Origin of the sequence: Arsenophonus symbiont of Ornithomya chloropus (assembly GCF_964026495.1) — a bacterium.
Lineage (GTDB): Bacteria > Pseudomonadota > Gammaproteobacteria > Enterobacterales > Enterobacteriaceae > Arsenophonus.
Genome location: NZ_OZ032148.1, coordinates 416,397 through 435,156 on the forward strand (window position 1 = coordinate 416,397; position 18,760 = coordinate 435,156).

Below are 18,760 nucleotides of genomic sequence, written 5' to 3' on the forward strand. Positions count from 1 at the left end.
GTTATTGATTTTAAAATTTAAAACATGAAAACTATTTTTAATAGTTTCTTTTGGTGTATTTCTATATGTGCAAGAAGTATTTTTTTAAAATTAATTTGATGTATTATTCAGGAAAATTTTCTATTAGAATTTGAGATTATTTTTTAATCAATAACTTTTGTTTTAATTCACAATAACACAGAAAAGTTTTTTGAAAAAATAGATATAGTGATTAGATTTTAAAGTTTATTTTTAATACATTTTATAAGCAAAATTTACTAATATATTTAGTAATAATATTAGATTTAATTTAATTCTTTTTTATTCCTAAGATTTTATTTATATTAGGTTTGGTAAATGTATTTTTATTTAAACTGATCATATGTATATCTTTTTTTTATTTTTGATCAAGTTTTATTGTTATTAAAAAATAAAATATTGTTTTTTACAAAATCATAAGTAATCTTAAGAAATCAAAAATTGATAAAATTTTGAATAAATTTCATAATAGTTATAATGTTTACTAATGATTATTTATTTATAATAAAAACATTTAATAACATTTTTAAAAGATATAAAATATATTTTTAAAATATTGCAAATATATAAAAATATTTTTTATGATATAATTTCTTTATAAAAAAATTTTTTAGTACTATTTTTTTCTTTGTAAATGTTTAATGTTTTTTAATTTAATAAAATTATCAGATTTTATTTAAAATATTAAGGAGTTATGAAAAAATATTAAAAAATTATAAAAAATATGATCAATATCATAAATATTAATATTTAATATTTTTTATTCCATTAAAAATTTACTGTAATAAAAATGAGTGAATTAATATGAGTTTAACCATTGTTACTGAACATTTTTTAACATCAAAAAATTTAAATTACCAACATCTTCAAGATGTTTTAGGATTACTTACAGAACGACATTTAGATTATGCTGATCTGTTTTTTCAATCAATCTTTCATGAAACATTAGAATTAGAAAATAAAATTATCAAGACAGGTTCTTATAATATTGATGAAGGTGTTGGTATTCGTGTTATTGATCAAGATAAAACAGGATTTTCTTATACTAATCAAATAAGTTTAGAAACGTTATACAAAAGTGCAGATGCAGCATGTAGTTTTTTTAAAAAAAACAATGAAAAAAAAATATGTACATTAAAAAATATTAATTTTAAATCCTTTTATAATACAAGTAATCCATTAGGATTAATACATCAAGAAGAAAAAATAGAATTTTTACACCGTATTGATCAACTTGCCAGATCAGAAGATTCACGAGTTAAAGAAGTTAATATTAAATTATCAGGTATTTATGAACATATTTTAATTGTAGCAACAGATTCGACATTAGCTGCTGATTTACGCCCATTAGTATGTTTATCTATTAGGGTTTTAGTTGAAGATAAAGGAAAACGTGAATGTGGTGTTAGTGGTTTTGGTGGTCGTTATGATTATCAATATTTCTTTAAAAAAAAACATGAAGGTGAATTTTTAGTAGAATATTATGTTAAAGAAGCTATAAGAATAGCATTAATTAATCTTCAAGCTATTGCTGCTCCAGCAGGGAGAATGCCTGTTGTATTAGGGTCTGGATTACCTGGTATTTTATTACATGAAGCAGTAGGACATGGTCTTGAGGGTGATTTTAGTCGTCGAGGGGTATCTATTTTTAGTAATCAATTAGGAACAAAAGTTGCTTCGGAACTTTGTACTGTTGTTGATGATTCTACATTATTTGGGCATAGAGGATCTTTAGCAATTGATGATGAAGGTATACCAGGTAAATATAATATTTTAATTGAAAATGGGATTTTAAAAAAATATATGCAAGATAAAATGAATGCACGGTTAATGGGTGTCCCCCCTACTGGAAATGGACGGCGTGAATCGTATGCACATTTACCTATGCCTCGTATGACCAATACTTATTTGTTAGAAGGAAAATCAATGCCAGAAGAAATTATAGATAGTGTTAATCGAGGTATTTATGCACCTACTTTTTCTGGTGGACAAGTTGATATTACTTCTGGAAAATTTGTTTTTTCAACTTTAGAAGCTTATTTAATTGAAAAAGGAAAAATTACTAAACCTATTAAAGGAGTAACATTAATTGGATCTGGTAGAGATGTTATGCAACAAATTTCAATGGTTGGTAATGATTTAAAAATTGATAGTGGAATTAGTACTTGTGAGAAAGAAGGTCAAAGTATTCCTGTTGGAGTAGGTCAACCAACATTAAAATTAGAAAGTATGACGATTGGTGGAACAGAAATTTAATTTTTTATATAAAAAAACATTATTTTTCTGATTTTATCATGATAATTTTTTATAAATGTCCATCATTTTATTAAATTTTATATGTAATGAAATTATTTATATTTTTATATACTTTCTTATTAATAATTTTTCATGAAATAATGAAGCATATTTCAAATTTCTTACAAAGAATAAAATGTTTATAATGTATTTTTTATATTTGGATAATATTAATGAATTTTATAGAAAAAGTTTTGTTACAACGTAAAGAATTAGAAGAAAAAGTTTTATATGCATTATCTATAGCAAAAAAGAAATGTGATGCAGCAGAAGTAGTTATTAATACAAATAAGGGTATTCGTGTCAGTACACGTTTTGGTAAAACTGAAAATATTGAATTTAATAGCGATCATATATTTTATATTACAGTATATTATAAAAAATGTAAAGGGGTTGCATCTTCTACTAATTTAGATCCAAAAATAATTCAACATACTGTACAATCAGCTATTAATATTGCTAAATATACTTCAGAGGATCCTTTTGTAGGTTTGCCAGATATTGATCTTTTAGCTTATAAAGTAATAGATTTAAAATTATTTTATCCGTTTGAAATAAATCTTCAAAAAGCAATTCAGTTAGCTAGTGAAGCAGAAATTTCTGCTTTAAAAACAGATAAAAGGATAAAAAATACGGAAGGTGGACACTTTAATAGTCATTATGGAATTAAAGTATTTGGTAATACTGCTGAAATGTTACAAAGTTATTGTTTGAGTCAACATTCAATATCAAGTTGTGTTATTGCTCAAGAAAATAATTCGATGGAAAGAGATAATAGTTATACGGTAGCACGTCGATTAGAAGATTTGCAATCACCTCAATGGGTTGGATGTAATGCCGCTAATCGAGCTTTATCACGTCTTTATCCTAAAAAACTATCCACCATGAAAACTGCAGTTATTTTTATTGCCGAAGTGGCTACTGGATTGTTTTATCATTTGGTCAATCCTATCAGTGGTTATAATATTTATCGAAAATCGTCTTTTTTGTTACATGATCTTGGTAAACAAATTTTTCCTTCTTGGTTAACGATTCAAGAAAAACCACATTTAATTGGTGGTTTAGCATCTTCTCCTTTCGATGATGAGGGAGTAAAGACAAATGAATGTAATATTGTTGATCAAGGAATATTACAAACGTGGCTGTTAAATAGTTATTCTGGTCGTAAGTTGGGTTTGAAAACCACTGGTCATGCTAGTGGTATTCATAATTGGTGTATTACACATCAAGAATTAGATTTTGATGCTTTATTAAAAGAAATGTGGAGGGGGTTAATTATAACAGAATTAATGGGACAAGGAATTAGTTTAATGAATGGAAATTATTCCAGAGGAGCTTGTGGATTTTGGGTAGAAAATGGAGTAATTAAGTATCCTGTTAGTGAAATTACTATCGTAGGAAATTTAAGAGACATGTGGGCTAATATAGTAATGATAGCTAATGATATTGAAACTCGGGGTAATATTCAATGTGGTTCCGTATTATTATCAGAAATTTGCATCTCTGGATTATAATATACTTTTTATAGAAAAATTATAATATTAAAATATTATTGATAAATAAGTTATATAATATAATTTTTAATTTATTTTATAAAATTTTATTTTATGTACCTTTTTATTATGTGATTTAAAAATAGATATTTACGTTTTTAGAATAAATTAAAAATGTAATAAATTATATATTTTTATGTATATATTATTTATTATATTTTTTTTCTAACGTGCGATGGCGAGATTGAACATTTTTACCTTGAGATTGAAAATAATGGGCTAATTTTTCTGCTATATAAACTGATCGATGTTTACCTCCTGTACAACCAATGGCGATAGTTAAATAACTACGATTATTAGATTCTAACATTGGTAGCCATAATTCAATATAATTACGTGTTTGATAGATAAAATTATGTACTTCTATATGTCGATTTAAAAAATTAGCAATAGGAAGATCTAAACCAGTCATTTGGCGTAATTTTGGATTCCAATGTGGATTAGGTAAAAAACGTACATCAAATACATAATCAGCATCAATCGGAATACCATACTTAAATCCAAAAGATTCAAAGACCATAGTAATTTCACGCTTTTTTTTTCCTAATAAGTGTGCTCGAAGTATTTCAGCTAATCTGTGAACAGATAGATCAGAAGTGTCTATAATTAAATCAGCTCGAGATCGCAGTGATTCTAATAATTTATTTTCTGCATCAATAGCATTTTCTAATGATAAATTTTGATTGGAAAGTGGATGAAGACGGCGTGTATCACTATATCTTCTGATTAGTGTATTGTGGTTCGCATCAAGAAAAAGTATTTTAGGAAAAAAAACTGATAATTTTTTAAAAATTTGTTCAAAAATTATTGGATTTTCTGGCATATTTCGAATATCAATACTTACAGCAGCAAAAGTTTTTTGTTTAATTAAAGTAGTTACTAATGTTGGCAATAAAATTACTGGTAAGTTATCAACACAATAAAAACCCATGTCTTCTAGTGCTCTTAAAGCAACAGATTTACCAGAACCAGAACGTCCACTGATTATCATCAAGATCATGAGTAGTAGTTATTACTCCTTAGAGTTTATCATAATTAATTGGATATTTTTTAGTATCTTTTTAATAATTATGATTATTCAATGATAAATTTATATAGTTCTTCATTACTTTGTGCAGATCGTAATCGACGGCATAAGTGTTTATTTGTAAATTTTTTAGCAATTAAAGAAAGTGTATCTAAATATGTATTACCTTCTTCTGAAGGAACTAGTAATGCAAATAGTAAATCAACTAATTGATTATCAATGTCATCAAAAATAATTGTTTGATTTAAATGAAGTAAGACACCTATCGCTTTAGGTGAATTGCTGTTACATATTTTTCCATGAGGAATTGCTATCCCCCCACCGATAGCAGTATTTCCAACTTTTTCACGTGTTAATAATGCATTAAAAACCATATTTTTAGGTATATTTAGTACATTTGCAGATACTTCACTAATAATTTCTAGTGCACGTTTTTTGCTTGTGCAATGTACATTATTTAATGTACATGATTTTGTTAATAACGATTTTAATGATATTTTTTCTTCATTGTTCATTATTTTTATTAGATTTATTTGCTAAACTATCATTATATCAGATATTTGTGATTTATTCTGATTAGAAATCAGAAAAATATATATTATCAAGGATAATATATATTTAATATGATAATGTATTTTTTTGTTATATATGAAGCATATTTTATGTTTATAAAAATAGTTGTAATTTTTTTTATAGTAATGATTAAACAGGTATTTAATTATTTTAAATAATTTTTTTTTAGTAACTTTTAAAAAAGTTTGTGTGTATTAGTGTCTTTATTTTTCTATGATACTTGAAAGAAGATGATATTTTGTGTGTTTCGTATATTTTACAAAAATATTTTTAAAAAATATATTGTAAAATATTTATTATTCAGTTAAATTATTTTTAATTGCATAATTTTTATAAGAATATTGATAGATATAAAAAAATTTTTTATTTTGATTTGAATGATTAAATAAAAAAATTAATAATCTATTTTTAGGAAAAATTATTTGGTATATATTGAAAAATAAAAAATGAGGTATTTTTTGCAAAAAATAGATTGTATCTAATATCAATTAATTTTGAAAAATTATAAAAATAAATTATATACATTTTATAATCTTATGTTATTTTTTTAATCTAAAAATATCAAATTTTAATTTTAATAAATGAATTTCTTTTATAAAAAGAAATAAAATTATTGTTTTTTATATTCTTTTTTAATTAAAGTCGAAAACCCTCTCCTAAATAAACACGTTTTACTTGTTCATTTTCTAATATTTCTTTAGGAGTTCCATGAGCGATAAGATGACCTTGACTGACAATGTATGCACGTTCACAAACATCTAATGTTTCTCTTACATTATGATCTGTGATCAAGACTCCTAAACCATATTTTTTTAAATGTTGAATTATTTTTTTTATATCTAATACTGATATTGGATCTACACCAGCAAAAGGTTCATCTAAAAGAATGAATTTAGGATTTGCTGCCAAAGCACGAGCAATTTCTACACGACGTCTCTCTCCACCAGATAGCGATTGACCTAAATTATTTTTTAAATGACTAATGCTAAATTCTTTCATTAAATTTTTGATACATTTTTGTTTTTCTTTGAATGTTAAATCTTTTCGTATTTCTAATACTGCCATTAAATTTTCATAAACGTTTAAACGTCTAAATATAGAAGCTTCTTGTGGTAAATAACCTATTCCTTTGCGAGCACGTTCGTGTAGAGGAAGTAAACTAATATCTTCTTTATCAATACTTATTGTACCTGTATCACGCACTACAATGCCAACGACCATATAAAAAGTTGTTGTTTTACCTGCACCATTTGGACCTAGCAAACCAACAATTTCACCTGAATTTACTTCTAGACTTACATCTGCAACGACTTTATAATTTTTATATGTTTTCGCCAAATGTTTTGCGATTAATTTAGCCATTTTTTTTATTAATTTATATTATTTTTGTTTTTTATGATAAAATTTTTTTTTTGTAATTGGGCAGGTAATAATATGCTTGTTACTTTTTTTCCTGTATTACTAAAAGCTTCCATTTGTTGGGTTTTAATTAAATAGGTAATTTTATCACCTCTAATGTTACTATCTGATTGTTCAAGATAAGCATTACCAGTTAGTATTATGCGTTCTTTCTCCATTTCATAAAGTATACTGTCACTATGTCCTTGAATTGCTTTACCATGTTCTTGCATTTGATAAAAAGTAACAGGGGTTCCATAAGCCTCAAGAATTATTTTTTTAGTATTATTAGCTTGAGTAACAATAACTTTATTAGCTCTAATATCAATACTTCCTTGTTTTATAGTAATATTTTTTGTAAATATAGTAATATTTTTTTCTAGATTTAGTGATTGTCTTACTGAGTTAATATGAATGGCTTGTTTAGAATCATTTTTGAGAGCTATAGCTGATAAACTAAATGTTAATATTATACTCATAATTATTTTATTGAAATTATTGAATATATTTTTTGTAATCATTATTATTTTATATTTTTTTTGAATTGTTTATATTAATTGAGTTGTTCGTAATAAGTTTTGACATTTTCATCTAATTCTGCAATATGTTTTTTTATATTACCATGTATTTTCATGCTTATTGTTTTAAAACCATTACCAATTATTATAACACGATCATCAGATATTACATCTTGAGTTATTAAATTAATAATAGAGTTTTTCATTAAAATATGTTTTAAATTTAAATTTTTATTCAAATTATTAATTTGAACATTACCATGTAAATAAAGTATATTATCATCTGTTAATTTTGCTTGATCGGCAGTTATTTTCCAAATAGGTATACTTTTTGTATTATATATAGTTAATACTGGTTTTATAAAACAACTTTTTTTTTGATGAGAAAAATAATATGCTTGATTTGTTATTAGTTTATAAACTAGTTTACCTAAAGGATCATAGATATGAGTAATAGAATTTATAGTTTGATAGCTTGGTTGATAATCATCAATTATTATTGGTTCTGTTAATTTATTTAAATTAGTAAAATTCCAACCAATAATAGTTAAAATAATTATTATTAATATAATGTTGAAAAAAAAATTTGATTTATGCATTATCTGTTAATTTCTGTTTGTAAAAATGAAAAATAGTTTCTTAAGAAAGACTCTTTTAATCAAAATTTTATCTATAATCTTATTTTTTATTTTTAAATTTAATTAAAATAGATTAAATGGCGAATTGTCTGTGACAATTTAAAATAAATATTATTATAAAAAATGAGGTTATGTAATTTACGGTATGATCTATATAAAAAAAATCTAAATCTATATTTTTTGTATTTTTTTTGAAATCCATGTTTTTTATAAATACGATAAAAATCTTTTCACAAAATTCTTGTTCATATGTTAATCGATCGCCATATTTTTAGATATTTTAAAAATGTTAACATTAATTTTTTGTATTATATTATACCGGCTTGTAAAAGATCATGCATATGAATAACACCGATGAGTGTATTTGATTTTTCAACTAATAATGAAGTAATATGATGTTTTTGCATTAATTTTAATGCATTAATTGCCAAAAGATCAGGTGTAATTTTTATACCTCCAATTGTCATAACGTCTATAATTTTTGTATTATTTAAGTCGATTTTCATCCCAAAAACGCGTCGTAAATCACCATCAGTAAAAATTCCTTCAATTTCATATTTTTTGTTACAAATTACTACCATTCCTAATTTTTTTTGAGTAATTTCTATTAATGCTTCTTGTAAAGTTGCATTTTTTGTTACATATGGAATATCTTTTCCTTTATGCATTAAATCACTGACGTTTAGTGAAAGTTTACGTCCTAATGTACCACCTGGATGAGAAAGTGCAAAGTCTTCAGCAGTAAAACCTCTAGCTTGGAGTAAACTTATGGCAATTGCATCACCCATCACGAGCATGGCTGTTGTGCTAGTTGTAGGAGCTAGACCTAATGGGCAGGCTTCTTGTGTGATTTTGATACAAAGATGAATATCAGCTGCTTTTCCCATACTACTTAGAGGATTCTTTGTCATACATATTAGACGAATATTTTTTCTTTTTAATGCTGGTATTAGTGCCAAAATTTCATTTGATTCTCCAGAATTAGAAATAGCAAACACAATATCTTCTTTACTAATTACGCCTATATCACCATGATTAGCTTCTCCTGGATGTAAGAAAAATGCAGGAGTTCCTGTACTTGCCATGGTAGAAGCAATTTTGCAGCCAATATGACCTGATTTCCCCATACCCATAACAATGACTTTTCCCTTGCATGCAAAGATAAGTAAACAAGCTGAATTAAAATCATGATTAATATATTGTACTAAATTAGCTAGTTCATTACGTTCAATGTCTAATACTTTCTTAGCTGTTTTTTGAAAATTAATTTTCAGCATTTTTTATCCTAATATATAATTTTTATGAGTTATTGTTTGTTTTTGTTTATATATTATTTATAAAGTGTAAATGTAAAGTATAATGTGTTATTATTTAATATGCCATTTTTGTTTTAAGTTTAAGTAAAATGTGCTAAAATTTTAGATATAAAAATATGCAATGATGGATATATATAAAATATTGTTAATTTATTTTTAATTATTTTTTTATGATAATTTTGTAAAATTTAATAATAAATTTAATAATATCGTTAATAAAATGTTAATATTTGATTATTATATATTTATATATTTTTCATAATTTTTGTTATGTTAACAATTTTTTTTAAAAAATTACTAAAATAATACAAAATATCTTGTATATAATTCACGCATAGCTATTTTTTCTCCTTATTAGATGTATATATTATAAAAATATTTTTTGATAAAAATTATTTTCATGATTTCAAAATTATCTATGATAAATTAGTAATAGTATCAAAATAATAATTTTTTGAGTTAAAATATAATCTAATTATTTGAAATATATTATATTTTTATATATAAAAATAGTTAATAAAAATTTAATTTTTGTTTTAAATATATTAAGTAGTATATATTTATAATATTAATTTTTTATTAATTTTTTTAGGTTTATTTGATTTATTTAAAAGTTAATTTATATGGAATACAAAAATAATATTCTTATAGAGAATAGTTAATATTAATTTTATGTAAAATCTCTTATATTTAATTTAATATATAAAATCAAATAATTAAAAATTAAAATAAAATACTTATTATGCATAAATGTATAAAAAATAATATTATAAAAATTAAGAATATGTTTTTTAGTAGAGGAACAACCTCCGTTTTTAATGATATAAATTTAAGAATCCCGCGAGGGAAAATTACAGCTATTATGGGGCCATCCGGTATTGGAAAAACTACTTTATTACGTTTAATTGGTGGTCAATTACGTCCAGATAAAGGAGAAATTTTTTTTGATGGTGATAATATTTCAAAATTATCACGTTCTGAACTTTATGTAGTTAGAAAAAAAATGAGTATGTTATTTCAATCTGTTGCATTATTCACTGATATAAATGTTTTTGATAATGTTGCATTTCCTTTACGTGAACATACTTTTTTAACGCAAGATATTATTCATACAGTAGTAATGATGAAACTAGAAACAGTAGGGTTGCGAGGTGCAGCTAATCTTATGCCTGATGAATTATCAGGTGGAATGGCAAGACGAGTGGCATTAGCACGTGCTATTGCACTTGATCCAGAATTAATTTTATTTGATGAACCTTTTGTGGGACAAGATCCAATTACAATGGGAATTTTAGTAAATCTTATTTATAAATTAAATTATGCATTAGGTATTACTTGCATTATTGTATCTCATGATATTCATGCTTTATTTAGTATTACGGATAAAGCATATATTTTTGCAGAAAAATGTATTATTGCTGGTGGAACTGTCAAAGAATTGAAAAACAATAAAGATGAAAAAGTTAAACAATTTCTTAATGGAATATCACATGGTCCAATGAAATTTCAATTTCCTGAAAAAAATTATCTAGAAGATTTATTAGGATAATAGAAATGATACTAATTAATATATTAACTGCAATAAATCATCGTTTATTAGGTATATTTTCAAGATTTAATTTAGCTGTTTGTTTTTTATATCAAATTTTGTCTACTAATCCTAAAATTGCTAAACAGTGGCCATTATTAATAAAACAGTTTTATAACTTAGGAGTTTTATCTTTATTGATTATTTCGGTTTCTGGATTATTTATTGGTATGGTACTTGCTTTACAAGGATATTTAGTTTTAGCTATATTTAGTGCTGAATGTAGTCTTGGAATTATGGTATCTCTTTCTTTACTAAGAGAATTAGGCCCAGTAGTTACTGCATTATTATTTGCAGGTCGAGCGGGTTCTTCATTAACTGCAGAAATAGGATCAATGAAAGTAACCGAACAAATTTCTAGTTTAGAGATGATGGCTATTGATCCATTGCGTCATATAATTGCACCACGTTTTTGGGCAGGATTAATTAGTATGCCATTATTGGTTTTTATTTTTGTTGCTGTTGGAATATTAGGTAGTGCATTAGTTGGTGTAAATTGGAAGGAAATCGATGAAGGTTTTTTTTGGTCATCTATGCAATCTACTATTGAATGGAAAAAGGATATTTTCAATTGTTTTATAAAAAGTGTTATATTTGCTTTTACGGTTAGTTGGATTGCTTTATTTAACGGATATCATGCAATTCCTACATCTTTGGGGATTAGTCGTGCAACCACTAGAACTGTTGTTCATTCTTCATTAGCTATTTTAAGTTTAGATTTTGTGCTTACTTCACTGATGTTCGGAAATTAATGTATGCAAAATCAAAAAAATGAAATTTTAGTTGGCTTATTTTTTTTAATCGGGTTAAGTGCTTTTCTTTTTTTATGTTGGAAAGTTGCAAACATAAAATCATTTAGTAATCAAAGAACTTATAAAGTAACTGCTATTTTTAGTAATATAGGAGGATTAAAAATAAATTCTCCAGTAAAAATAGGTGGTGTTGTAGTAGGTCGAATAGTTGATATTATTTTAGATAAAAAAACTTATAATCCACGTGTTACTTTAGCAATTTTTAATAAATATAATAATATTCCTGATAATAGTTCATTGTCAATACTTACAGCAGGGTTATTAGGTGAACAATTTTTAGCATTAAATGTAGGATTTTATGATTCAGATATGGATATTGCAGTTCTTAAAAATGGTGATCATATTGAAGATACTAAATCAGCTATAGTTTTAGAAGATTTAATTGGACAATTTTTTTATAAAGGTGTGTTTCCTAAGATTTCAGAGAAAGAAAATAATGTTAAAATTGGTAATAAGACATAACATTAGATAAATAAAATATTACAACGCCAGGAATGTATTTTATGTTTAAAAAGTTATTAATATTTATTTTTTTATTTCTGACAACATTTGCAATGGCAATAGATCAAGCTAATACATATCAAATTATAGAACAAGTTATCTCGAATACATTAAAAAGATTAGAAAATGAACAATATATTATTAATAAAAATCCTAATTATTTACGTAAGATTGTTCGTGAGGAACTTATGCCTTATGTACATATTAAATATGTAGGTGCACTAATATTGGGACCTTATTATACTACTTCTACTTATTTTCAACGAGAAAAATACTTTAAAGCAATAGAAGCATATTTAGAACAATCTTATGGACAAGTTTTAATGATGTATCATGGTCAACAATATCAGATTTCACCAGAAAAACAATCATCAAAAAACAAAAATATAGTTTCAGTTCGTGTTACTATTATTGATCCACAAGGATATCCATCTATTTATCTTGATTTTCAATGGCGTAAAAATAGCAAAACAGGATTTTGGCAAGCTTATGATATGATTACTGAAGGAGTGAGTTTTGTTACTACTAAAAAAAATGAATGGGGTAATTTATTACGTACTAAAGGTATTGAAGGTTTAACAGAAGAATTAATAAATAGAGCTAATAATCCTATTATTTCTGGAAAATAAAAACATTTGGAATATAAAAATGAAATCCATGTTAAGTTGGCAGAAAAATAATACAACATTAATTTTAAAGGGTATATTGAATCGAGATACTTTGATGTTTTTTTGGAAACAAAAAAATGAATTATTAAAAGATATAAATGCAATTAATGTTTCTTTATTATCTCATGTTGATTCTGCTGGTCTTGCTATGTTGGTCAGATTAAAAACAAAAAAACAATTTAAAAATAAATTGCTTATTGAAGGAATCAGTGAAAATTTAAAAACACTTATTATACTGTATAAGCTAGAAGATTTTATAATTTTATTTTAATGTTTTTTTGAAGTGAAATGTTAATAATAATATTTCAATTTTCTAATTGAGTTGAATAATGACTATAGATAAAATAAAAAATGAAATAAAAGAATTATTACTTAAAAAATTAAAACTTGATGAAGTAATTGTTAAAAGCAATGGGAATTATTTTCAAGTTATTGTTGTTGGTAAAATATTTCATGGTATGACTGCAGTTAAAAAACAGCAAATAATTTATAAGCCATTAACAAAATATATTACAGATAAAAAAATTCATGCACTATCAATTAAAGTTTATACGCCAATTGAGTGGTCAAAATTTATAAATTGAATGATGTGAATAATAAAATTTTGTAATAATAAAATAATAAGCATATTACTCTGCTAATAAAGAAGACTTTAATGGATAAATTTCAATTAAAAGGACCAATTCGTTTAATAGGAGAGGTTTTAATTTCTGGTTCAAAAAATGCTGCATTACCAATATTATTTGCATCGTTATTAGCAGAAGAAGTTGTTGAATTACAAAATATTCCTAATTTAAAAGATATTGATACAACAATTGAATTATTTAATCAATTAGGTATTAAAGTTGAACGTAATGGTTCTATTTTTATTAATGCATGTAGTATTAATAAATTTTGTGTATCTTATAAATTAGTAAAAATGATGCGAGCATCTATTTGGGTTTTAGCTCCATTAGTTGCAAGATTTGGTAAAGCTCAAGTATCTTTACCAGGAGGATGTGCTATTGGTGCACGTCCAGTAGATTTACATATAAAGGGGCTTCAAAAGCTTGGTGCTGATATTTCCTTAAAAGAAGATTATGTTAAGGCATCTATTAATGGGAGATTACAAGGTGCTAATATTATTATGGATAAAATTAGTGTAGGTGCTACAGTTTCTGTTATGACAGCTGCAACATTAGCAAATGGTCAAACAATCATTAAAAATGCTGCTTGTGAACCTGAAATTAAAGATACAGCTAATTTTTTAAATTTATTAGGAGCTAGAATAACTGGAGCAGGTACTAATAAAATCATTATTGATGGAGTATCACATTTAGGTGGGGGTGTTTATCAAATTTTGCCTGATAGAATTGAAACAGGAACTTTTCTTGTTGCAGCTGCAATTTCTGGCGGCAAAGTTCTTTGCCGTAATACTAAACCAATTATGTTAAATACAGTATTACAAAAGTTAAATAAAACTGGTGCAGAAATTAAAGTAGGAAAAGATTGGATTCAGCTCGATATGCATGGTAAACGACCTAAAGCAGTAAGTATTGAGACAGCACCACATCCAGGTTTTCCAACTGATATGCAAGCACAATTTAGTTTGCTTAATTTAGTAGCTGAAGGGGTAAGCACAATTAAAGAAAATATTTTTGAAAATCGTTTCATGCATATCCCAGAATTAATGCGTATGGGGGCTTGTGCAAAAATAAAAGAAAATATAGTGTTTTGTCATGGTGTAAAACAATTAATTGGTACTCAAGTTATGGCATCTGATTTACGAGCATCTGTTAGTTTGGTTCTTGCTGGTTGCATCGCGAAAGGAAAAACAATTGTGGAGCGTGTTTATCATATTGATAGAGGGTATGAAAAAATAGAAGAAAAATTACGTAGTTTAGGAGCTAAAATAAAACGTATTCAATCAAATAAAACATAAATTAATTTTATTTTTTATGCAAATATATAAAAATTTTATACATAACTTATTATTTATTAAGTTTTCATAAAAAATAATATTATATCTTTTAAATATAATTGATGAGTATAACAAAATATTTTTTATTTTTATGATTGATATAATAATTTTAATAAAAAGATTTTTTTAGCAAAAAAAACAAGTACAATCATTAAGATTGTACTCCATGATACATGTCATAAATTAATTAAATATATGATTACCGCGAATTAATAAGTAAATATTTTGATCGCCACGTAAAATATTTAATGCTAGCGCGGTAGGTTTACTAGAAATAATTTTACGTAATTGATTAATATTTTCTACTCTTTTTTGATTCGCGCTAATAATAAGATCTCCTTTAGCTAAACCAAGCATTGCTGCAGGTGAATTAGAAGAAACACTATCAACCTGAACTCCCTTAGTACCTTTTTTTGTATTATTGCTTAACGTTGCACCCATAAGTGATGTCATTAAAATTTCTGCTTTTGTACTTGTTGAATTACTATCTTCTAATGTAACATTTACTGTTAAAAATTTTCCTTTGCGCAATAATCCAATTATAATTTTTTGACCAATTTCACTAGTACCAATTTTTGCTCTTAATTCAGCAAAGCTATTAATATATTTGTGATTAATAGATACCAAAACATCACCTGGTTGAATACCTGCTTTATCTGCAGCAGAATGTGGTATTACTTCACTTACAAATGCACCTTTTTGAGCATCAATATTTAAAGCTTTGGCTAAATCAGAAGTCATTTCAGTTCCTTTAATTCCTAAAACTCCACGTTTTACTTCACCATGTTTTATGATTTGATCGCTAAGAGATTTTGCCATATTTGACGGAATAGCAAAACCTATACCTATATTACCTCCTCCAGGTGCTAAAATAGCAGTATTGATACCAATCAATTCACCATTAAGATTAACTAATGCACCACCTGAATTACCTCTATTAATAGAAGCGTCTGTTTGAATAAAATTTTCTAAACCTTCTACGTTTAAACCGCTGCGACCTAATGCAGAAATAATTCCTGATGTTGCTGTTTGCCCTAATCCAAAAGGATTACCTACAGCAATAGCAAAATCACCAACACGTAGTTTATCAGAATCAGCAATTTTTATAGCTTTTAAATTTAATTTTCTTAAATTATCTTCATTAGAATCTTTAATTTGTAACAAAGCAATATCTGTTTGAGAGTCTCGACCAACAAGTTTTACTTCAATTTCTCTTCCATCATTAACTTGAATTTGAATATTATCAGCATTATCAATAACATGATTATTAGTTAAAATGTAACCTTTTTCTGAATTAATAATAACAGCAGAACCTACACCTTCAAAAGGACGAATGCTTTTTTGTTGTGAAGGAAAATTTGGTCCAAAAAAGAATTTGAATTCTTCTGGTAATTGTTGATTTTGAACACGTGTGCCCGATACACGAATATTAACTACAGCAGGTAGCACTTTTTCTAACATAGGAGCTAGACTAGGTAATTTCTGTTCAGATGATATAGTAAGTGATGATGGCATTAATGCAGAATAAGTGACTGTTGGCAGAATGAATATAAAATTAATTACAGTTATTGTAAATATATTTAAAAAATATTTTTCTTTTTTTTTCATGAATTTAATTCTCTTAAATACCTTAATTCAGGTAATTGAATTATTAGTTAGGAATTAGCAATATATAATAATTAAAAATAAGATTTTAACTTATTTTAAAGACATTATAACTTAACAATTAATAAAATCTTTTTACTTTTTTTTAAAAGTTTTATTTTGTTTTTTATTTTTTCTAATTTTTCTTAAATATTTTTTAAGAATTTATTATAAGCAATAGATATTTGATTTTTTTAAAATTAATTTGTTACAAAATTACTCAAAAGTCTTTTTTGTTTATTTTTCTGTGATTTTATAAAATCTATTGATCATATAATTATATATATATGCCAATATAGAAGCTATATTATTTAGTAATATTTCTTATCTAGTAATATTTTTCTATGAATGAACAAGGCATATATTAATAATTTTTATTATACTATTTATATGTAGATTTTATTTTTTAAATTTAAATTTTGTTTGTTAATGTTAAACGGATTTTTATTATATTTTTTTAGTAAAAGTAAAAATACTAATGAATGTATTATTAAATATATATCCCAATGTTATGATCATCTTTTCTCCTTAAGGATAAAATATATTTTTATGGATAGTTAGCAGTAATAATTATTATAACTGTTAAAATGATATAAGTAGAAATAAGAAATTTTATAAAAAATTGTATTTTGTTAATATTCTAATAAATAATTATAACTGGATATCATAATATCAGTGATATTTTGTATATTATGTATTTAATATGATTGATTTATATATATTAATAAATTTTATAATAAAAAAATATATTTTTTTAAAAATAACATCTTTTATTTTATATATCTTATTAAAGAGTATTTTTTATAGAAAAAAATCTTACTTTAGTAGTAAGTTATATAAGTATTTATTGATAAGTTTTTAATAAAAAAATATACACGAAAAATATCATGTTTAATTTTTTGAGATTTTTCTAAAAAATGAAAAATATTTAAAGTATTTATATTTGATATTTTGAAAAAATATTGAAGAATTATGATGATTTAATTTTTAGTATTAAAGATATATATATTAGAATAATTTCTTTTTTATAGATGCAATTAAAAAACATAATGCATAATTTCTATATTTTATTCTAAATAATATTTTATGTATTTTTGTTTTTTTTATATTTACATTTTTTAATTAAATATATGTTTAATTTTATCGATTTTTTTATAAAATTTTATTATAATGTTTCATGATTAAATTACAAAAATTTTAATTTTTCAATAAATTTGAGATTAATGTTAATTTATTCATAGTAGTTTTCATAATTTAAAATAAATTATGGATAATTAAAATATTTTTATAACATATGAGTATTTTCAATATATTATTTATACAATGGTATTATTTCATGAAAACTTTTATAGCTAAGCAAGAAACAGTCAAGCGTAATTGGTGTATTATTGATGGGAATGGAAAAATTTTAGGTCGTCTTGCAACTGAAATTGCAAGACGATTGCGTGGAAAACATAAATTAGAATTTACTCCCCATGTTGATACTGGAGATTACATTATTGTTATTAATGCAAAAAAAATTCTTGTTACTGGCCATAAACGTGAAAATAAAATTTATTATCGCCATAGTGGTTATATAGGAGGTTTGAAAGAAATAAAATTTAAAGAAATGATTCTTCGTTACCCTGAACGAATTATTAAAATTGCGGTTAGAGGAATGTTACCTAAAGGACCTCTCGGTCGTGCTATGTATTCAAAAATGAAAGTCTATGCAGATGATCATCATAAGCAAATAGCACAAAAACCACAATTGCTTGATATTTAACAAAAAATTAAGAGAGATGGATAGATAAAATATGATTAAAAATCAGTACTATGGAACTGGTCGCCGCAAAAATTCTTCTGCCCGTGTTTTTATGAAGGATGGTACTGGTAATATTGTTATTAATCAACGTACTATAGAGCAATATTTTTGTCGTAAGACAGCAAGAATGATTATTCTGCAACCATTAGAATTAGTCGATATGTCTAAAAAATTAGATTTATACATTACTGTTAAAGGTGGTGGTATTTCTGGTCAAGCAGGTGCAATTCGTCATGGTATTACACGAGCATTGATTGTATACAACGAATTATTGCGTCCTGAATTGCGCAAAGCTGGCTTTGTTACTCGTGATGCTCGGTCTGTCGAAAGAAAAAAAGTAGGATTTAAAAAAGCTCGTCGTCGTCCACAATATTCTAAGCGTTAGTTTTTTTATTTATAATCGAAAAGTATTGCTTAAAAACCCGCTACAAGCGGGTTTTTAACAAA

General features: G+C 24.9%; 18 protein-coding genes. 11 read left to right on the forward strand and 7 right to left on the reverse strand.

Annotation, left to right across the window (positions count from 1 at the left end; all coding sequences use genetic code 11):
• Positions 1 to 822: 822 nt before the first annotated feature.
• A complete protein-coding gene (gene tldD / locus ABNS14_RS01515; protein WP_348666608.1) occupies positions 823 to 2,274 on the forward strand; it encodes a metalloprotease TldD in 1,452 nt (483 codons plus the stop codon).
• Positions 2,275 to 2,486: 212 nt separating this feature from the next.
• A complete protein-coding gene (gene pmbA, locus ABNS14_RS01520; protein WP_348666609.1) occupies positions 2,487 to 3,827 on the forward strand; it encodes a metalloprotease PmbA in 1,341 nt (446 codons plus the stop codon).
• 184 nt (positions 3,828 to 4,011) lie between these two features.
• Here pmbA and rapZ read toward each other — a convergent pair whose 3' ends face one another.
• From rapZ to kdsD, 6 genes are all read right to left on the reverse strand, one after another.
• Entirely contained in the window at positions 4,012 to 4,866 is an 855-nt protein-coding gene (gene rapZ / locus ABNS14_RS01525) for an RNase adapter RapZ (protein WP_348666610.1), read from the reverse strand.
• 74 nt (positions 4,867 to 4,940) lie between these two features.
• The gene (gene ptsN / locus ABNS14_RS01530; protein ID WP_348666611.1) at positions 4,941 to 5,408 is read right to left on the reverse strand and encodes a PTS IIA-like nitrogen regulatory protein PtsN; all 468 of its coding nucleotides are present in this window, start codon (positions 5,406 to 5,408) and stop codon (positions 4,941 to 4,943) included.
• Positions 5,409 to 6,102: 694 nt separating this feature from the next.
• Positions 6,103 to 6,828, reverse strand: a complete 726-nt coding sequence (gene lptB, locus ABNS14_RS01535) for an LPS export ABC transporter ATP-binding protein (RefSeq protein WP_348666612.1) — start codon at positions 6,826 to 6,828, stop codon at positions 6,103 to 6,105.
• A gap of 8 nt (positions 6,829 to 6,836) precedes the next feature.
• Positions 6,837 to 7,343, reverse strand: coding sequence for a lipopolysaccharide transport periplasmic protein LptA (gene lptA / locus ABNS14_RS01540; RefSeq protein WP_348666613.1), 507 nt, complete (start codon positions 7,341 to 7,343; stop codon positions 6,837 to 6,839).
• A gap of 74 nt (positions 7,344 to 7,417) precedes the next feature.
• Positions 7,418 to 7,981, reverse strand: a complete 564-nt coding sequence (gene lptC / locus ABNS14_RS01545; RefSeq protein ID WP_348666614.1) for an LPS export ABC transporter periplasmic protein LptC — start codon at positions 7,979 to 7,981, stop codon at positions 7,418 to 7,420.
• Between the two features lie 347 nt (positions 7,982 to 8,328).
• Positions 8,329 to 9,297, reverse strand: coding sequence for an arabinose-5-phosphate isomerase KdsD (gene kdsD / locus ABNS14_RS01550; RefSeq protein ID WP_348666615.1), 969 nt, complete (start codon positions 9,295 to 9,297; stop codon positions 8,329 to 8,331).
• A gap of 781 nt (positions 9,298 to 10,078) precedes the next feature.
• Here kdsD and mlaF point away from each other — a divergent pair.
• The 7 genes from mlaF (at position 10,079) to murA (ending at position 14,826) form a co-directional block, all read left to right on the forward strand.
• A complete protein-coding gene (gene mlaF, locus ABNS14_RS01555) occupies positions 10,079 to 10,885 on the forward strand; it encodes a phospholipid ABC transporter ATP-binding protein MlaF (RefSeq protein WP_348666616.1) in 807 nt (268 codons plus the stop codon).
• 5 nt (positions 10,886 to 10,890) lie between these two features.
• Positions 10,891 to 11,676: a lipid asymmetry maintenance ABC transporter permease subunit MlaE gene (gene mlaE, locus ABNS14_RS01560; RefSeq protein WP_348666617.1), complete on the forward strand. Its 786-nt coding sequence runs from the start codon at positions 10,891 to 10,893 to the stop codon at positions 11,674 to 11,676.
• 3 nt (positions 11,677 to 11,679) lie between these two features.
• Positions 11,680 to 12,198 carry an outer membrane lipid asymmetry maintenance protein MlaD gene (mlaD, locus tag ABNS14_RS01565; RefSeq protein WP_348666618.1) on the forward strand — a complete coding sequence of 173 codons (519 nt, stop codon included), beginning with the start codon at positions 11,680 to 11,682 and terminating at the stop codon, positions 12,196 to 12,198.
• A gap of 41 nt (positions 12,199 to 12,239) precedes the next feature.
• Positions 12,240 to 12,866 (forward strand): phospholipid-binding protein MlaC, encoded by a 627-nt coding sequence (mlaC, locus tag ABNS14_RS01570; protein ID WP_348666619.1) that lies wholly within the window; start codon positions 12,240 to 12,242, stop codon positions 12,864 to 12,866.
• Between the two features lie 19 nt (positions 12,867 to 12,885).
• The gene (gene mlaB, locus ABNS14_RS01575) at positions 12,886 to 13,176 is read left to right on the forward strand and encodes a lipid asymmetry maintenance protein MlaB (protein ID WP_348666620.1); all 291 of its coding nucleotides are present in this window, start codon (positions 12,886 to 12,888) and stop codon (positions 13,174 to 13,176) included.
• Positions 13,177 to 13,234: 58 nt separating this feature from the next.
• Positions 13,235 to 13,489, forward strand: coding sequence for a BolA family protein (locus ABNS14_RS01580; protein WP_348666621.1), 255 nt, complete (start codon positions 13,235 to 13,237; stop codon positions 13,487 to 13,489).
• A gap of 71 nt (positions 13,490 to 13,560) precedes the next feature.
• Positions 13,561 to 14,826, forward strand: coding sequence for a UDP-N-acetylglucosamine 1-carboxyvinyltransferase (murA, locus tag ABNS14_RS01585; RefSeq protein WP_348666622.1), 1,266 nt, complete (start codon positions 13,561 to 13,563; stop codon positions 14,824 to 14,826).
• A 222-nt stretch (positions 14,827 to 15,048) separates the two neighbouring features.
• Here the strand turns inward: murA and ABNS14_RS01590 are convergent, their stop codons facing one another.
• Positions 15,049 to 16,473: a Do family serine endopeptidase gene (locus ABNS14_RS01590; RefSeq protein WP_348666623.1), complete on the reverse strand. Its 1,425-nt coding sequence runs from the start codon at positions 16,471 to 16,473 to the stop codon at positions 15,049 to 15,051.
• Between the two features lie 1,372 nt (positions 16,474 to 17,845).
• Between ABNS14_RS01590 and rplM the strand changes: the two genes are divergently transcribed.
• Together rplM and rpsI are read left to right on the forward strand one after the other, a co-directional pair.
• Entirely contained in the window at positions 17,846 to 18,274 is a 429-nt protein-coding gene (rplM, locus tag ABNS14_RS01595) for a 50S ribosomal protein L13 (RefSeq protein ID WP_348666624.1), read from the forward strand.
• Between the two features lie 31 nt (positions 18,275 to 18,305).
• Positions 18,306 to 18,698: a 30S ribosomal protein S9 gene (gene rpsI, locus ABNS14_RS01600; RefSeq protein ID WP_348666625.1), complete on the forward strand. Its 393-nt coding sequence runs from the start codon at positions 18,306 to 18,308 to the stop codon at positions 18,696 to 18,698.
• Positions 18,699 to 18,760 lie beyond the last annotated feature (62 nt).

Coding starts and splice junctions, on each gene's coding strand:
- rapZ (WP_348666610.1), bottom strand. CDS start 4,866: ATGATCTTGATGATAATCAGTGGACGTTCTGGTTCTGGTAAATCTGTT.
- mlaC (WP_348666619.1), top strand. CDS start 12,240: ATGTTTAAAAAGTTATTAATATTTATTTTTTTATTTCTGACAACATTT.
- lptC (WP_348666614.1), bottom strand. CDS start 7,981: ATGCATAAATCAAATTTTTTTTTCAACATTATATTAATAATAATTATT.
- ABNS14_RS01580 (WP_348666621.1), top strand. CDS start 13,235: ATGACTATAGATAAAATAAAAAATGAAATAAAAGAATTATTACTTAAA.
- rplM (WP_348666624.1), top strand. CDS start 17,846: ATGAAAACTTTTATAGCTAAGCAAGAAACAGTCAAGCGTAATTGGTGT.
- rpsI (WP_348666625.1), top strand. CDS start 18,306: ATGATTAAAAATCAGTACTATGGAACTGGTCGCCGCAAAAATTCTTCT.
- ptsN (WP_348666611.1), bottom strand. CDS start 5,408: ATGAACAATGAAGAAAAAATATCATTAAAATCGTTATTAACAAAATCA.
- ABNS14_RS01590 (WP_348666623.1), bottom strand. CDS start 16,473: ATGAAAAAAAAAGAAAAATATTTTTTAAATATATTTACAATAACTGTA.
- tldD (WP_348666608.1), top strand. CDS start 823: ATGAGTTTAACCATTGTTACTGAACATTTTTTAACATCAAAAAATTTA.
- lptB (WP_348666612.1), bottom strand. CDS start 6,828: ATGGCTAAATTAATCGCAAAACATTTGGCGAAAACATATAAAAATTAT.
- lptA (WP_348666613.1), bottom strand. CDS start 7,343: ATGAGTATAATATTAACATTTAGTTTATCAGCTATAGCTCTCAAAAAT.
- mlaB (WP_348666620.1), top strand. CDS start 12,886: ATGAAATCCATGTTAAGTTGGCAGAAAAATAATACAACATTAATTTTA.
- mlaF (WP_348666616.1), top strand. CDS start 10,079: ATGCATAAATGTATAAAAAATAATATTATAAAAATTAAGAATATGTTT.
- murA (WP_348666622.1), top strand. CDS start 13,561: ATGGATAAATTTCAATTAAAAGGACCAATTCGTTTAATAGGAGAGGTT.
- kdsD (WP_348666615.1), bottom strand. CDS start 9,297: ATGCTGAAAATTAATTTTCAAAAAACAGCTAAGAAAGTATTAGACATT.
- pmbA (WP_348666609.1), top strand. CDS start 2,487: ATGAATTTTATAGAAAAAGTTTTGTTACAACGTAAAGAATTAGAAGAA.
- mlaD (WP_348666618.1), top strand. CDS start 11,680: ATGCAAAATCAAAAAAATGAAATTTTAGTTGGCTTATTTTTTTTAATC.
- mlaE (WP_348666617.1), top strand. CDS start 10,891: ATGATACTAATTAATATATTAACTGCAATAAATCATCGTTTATTAGGT.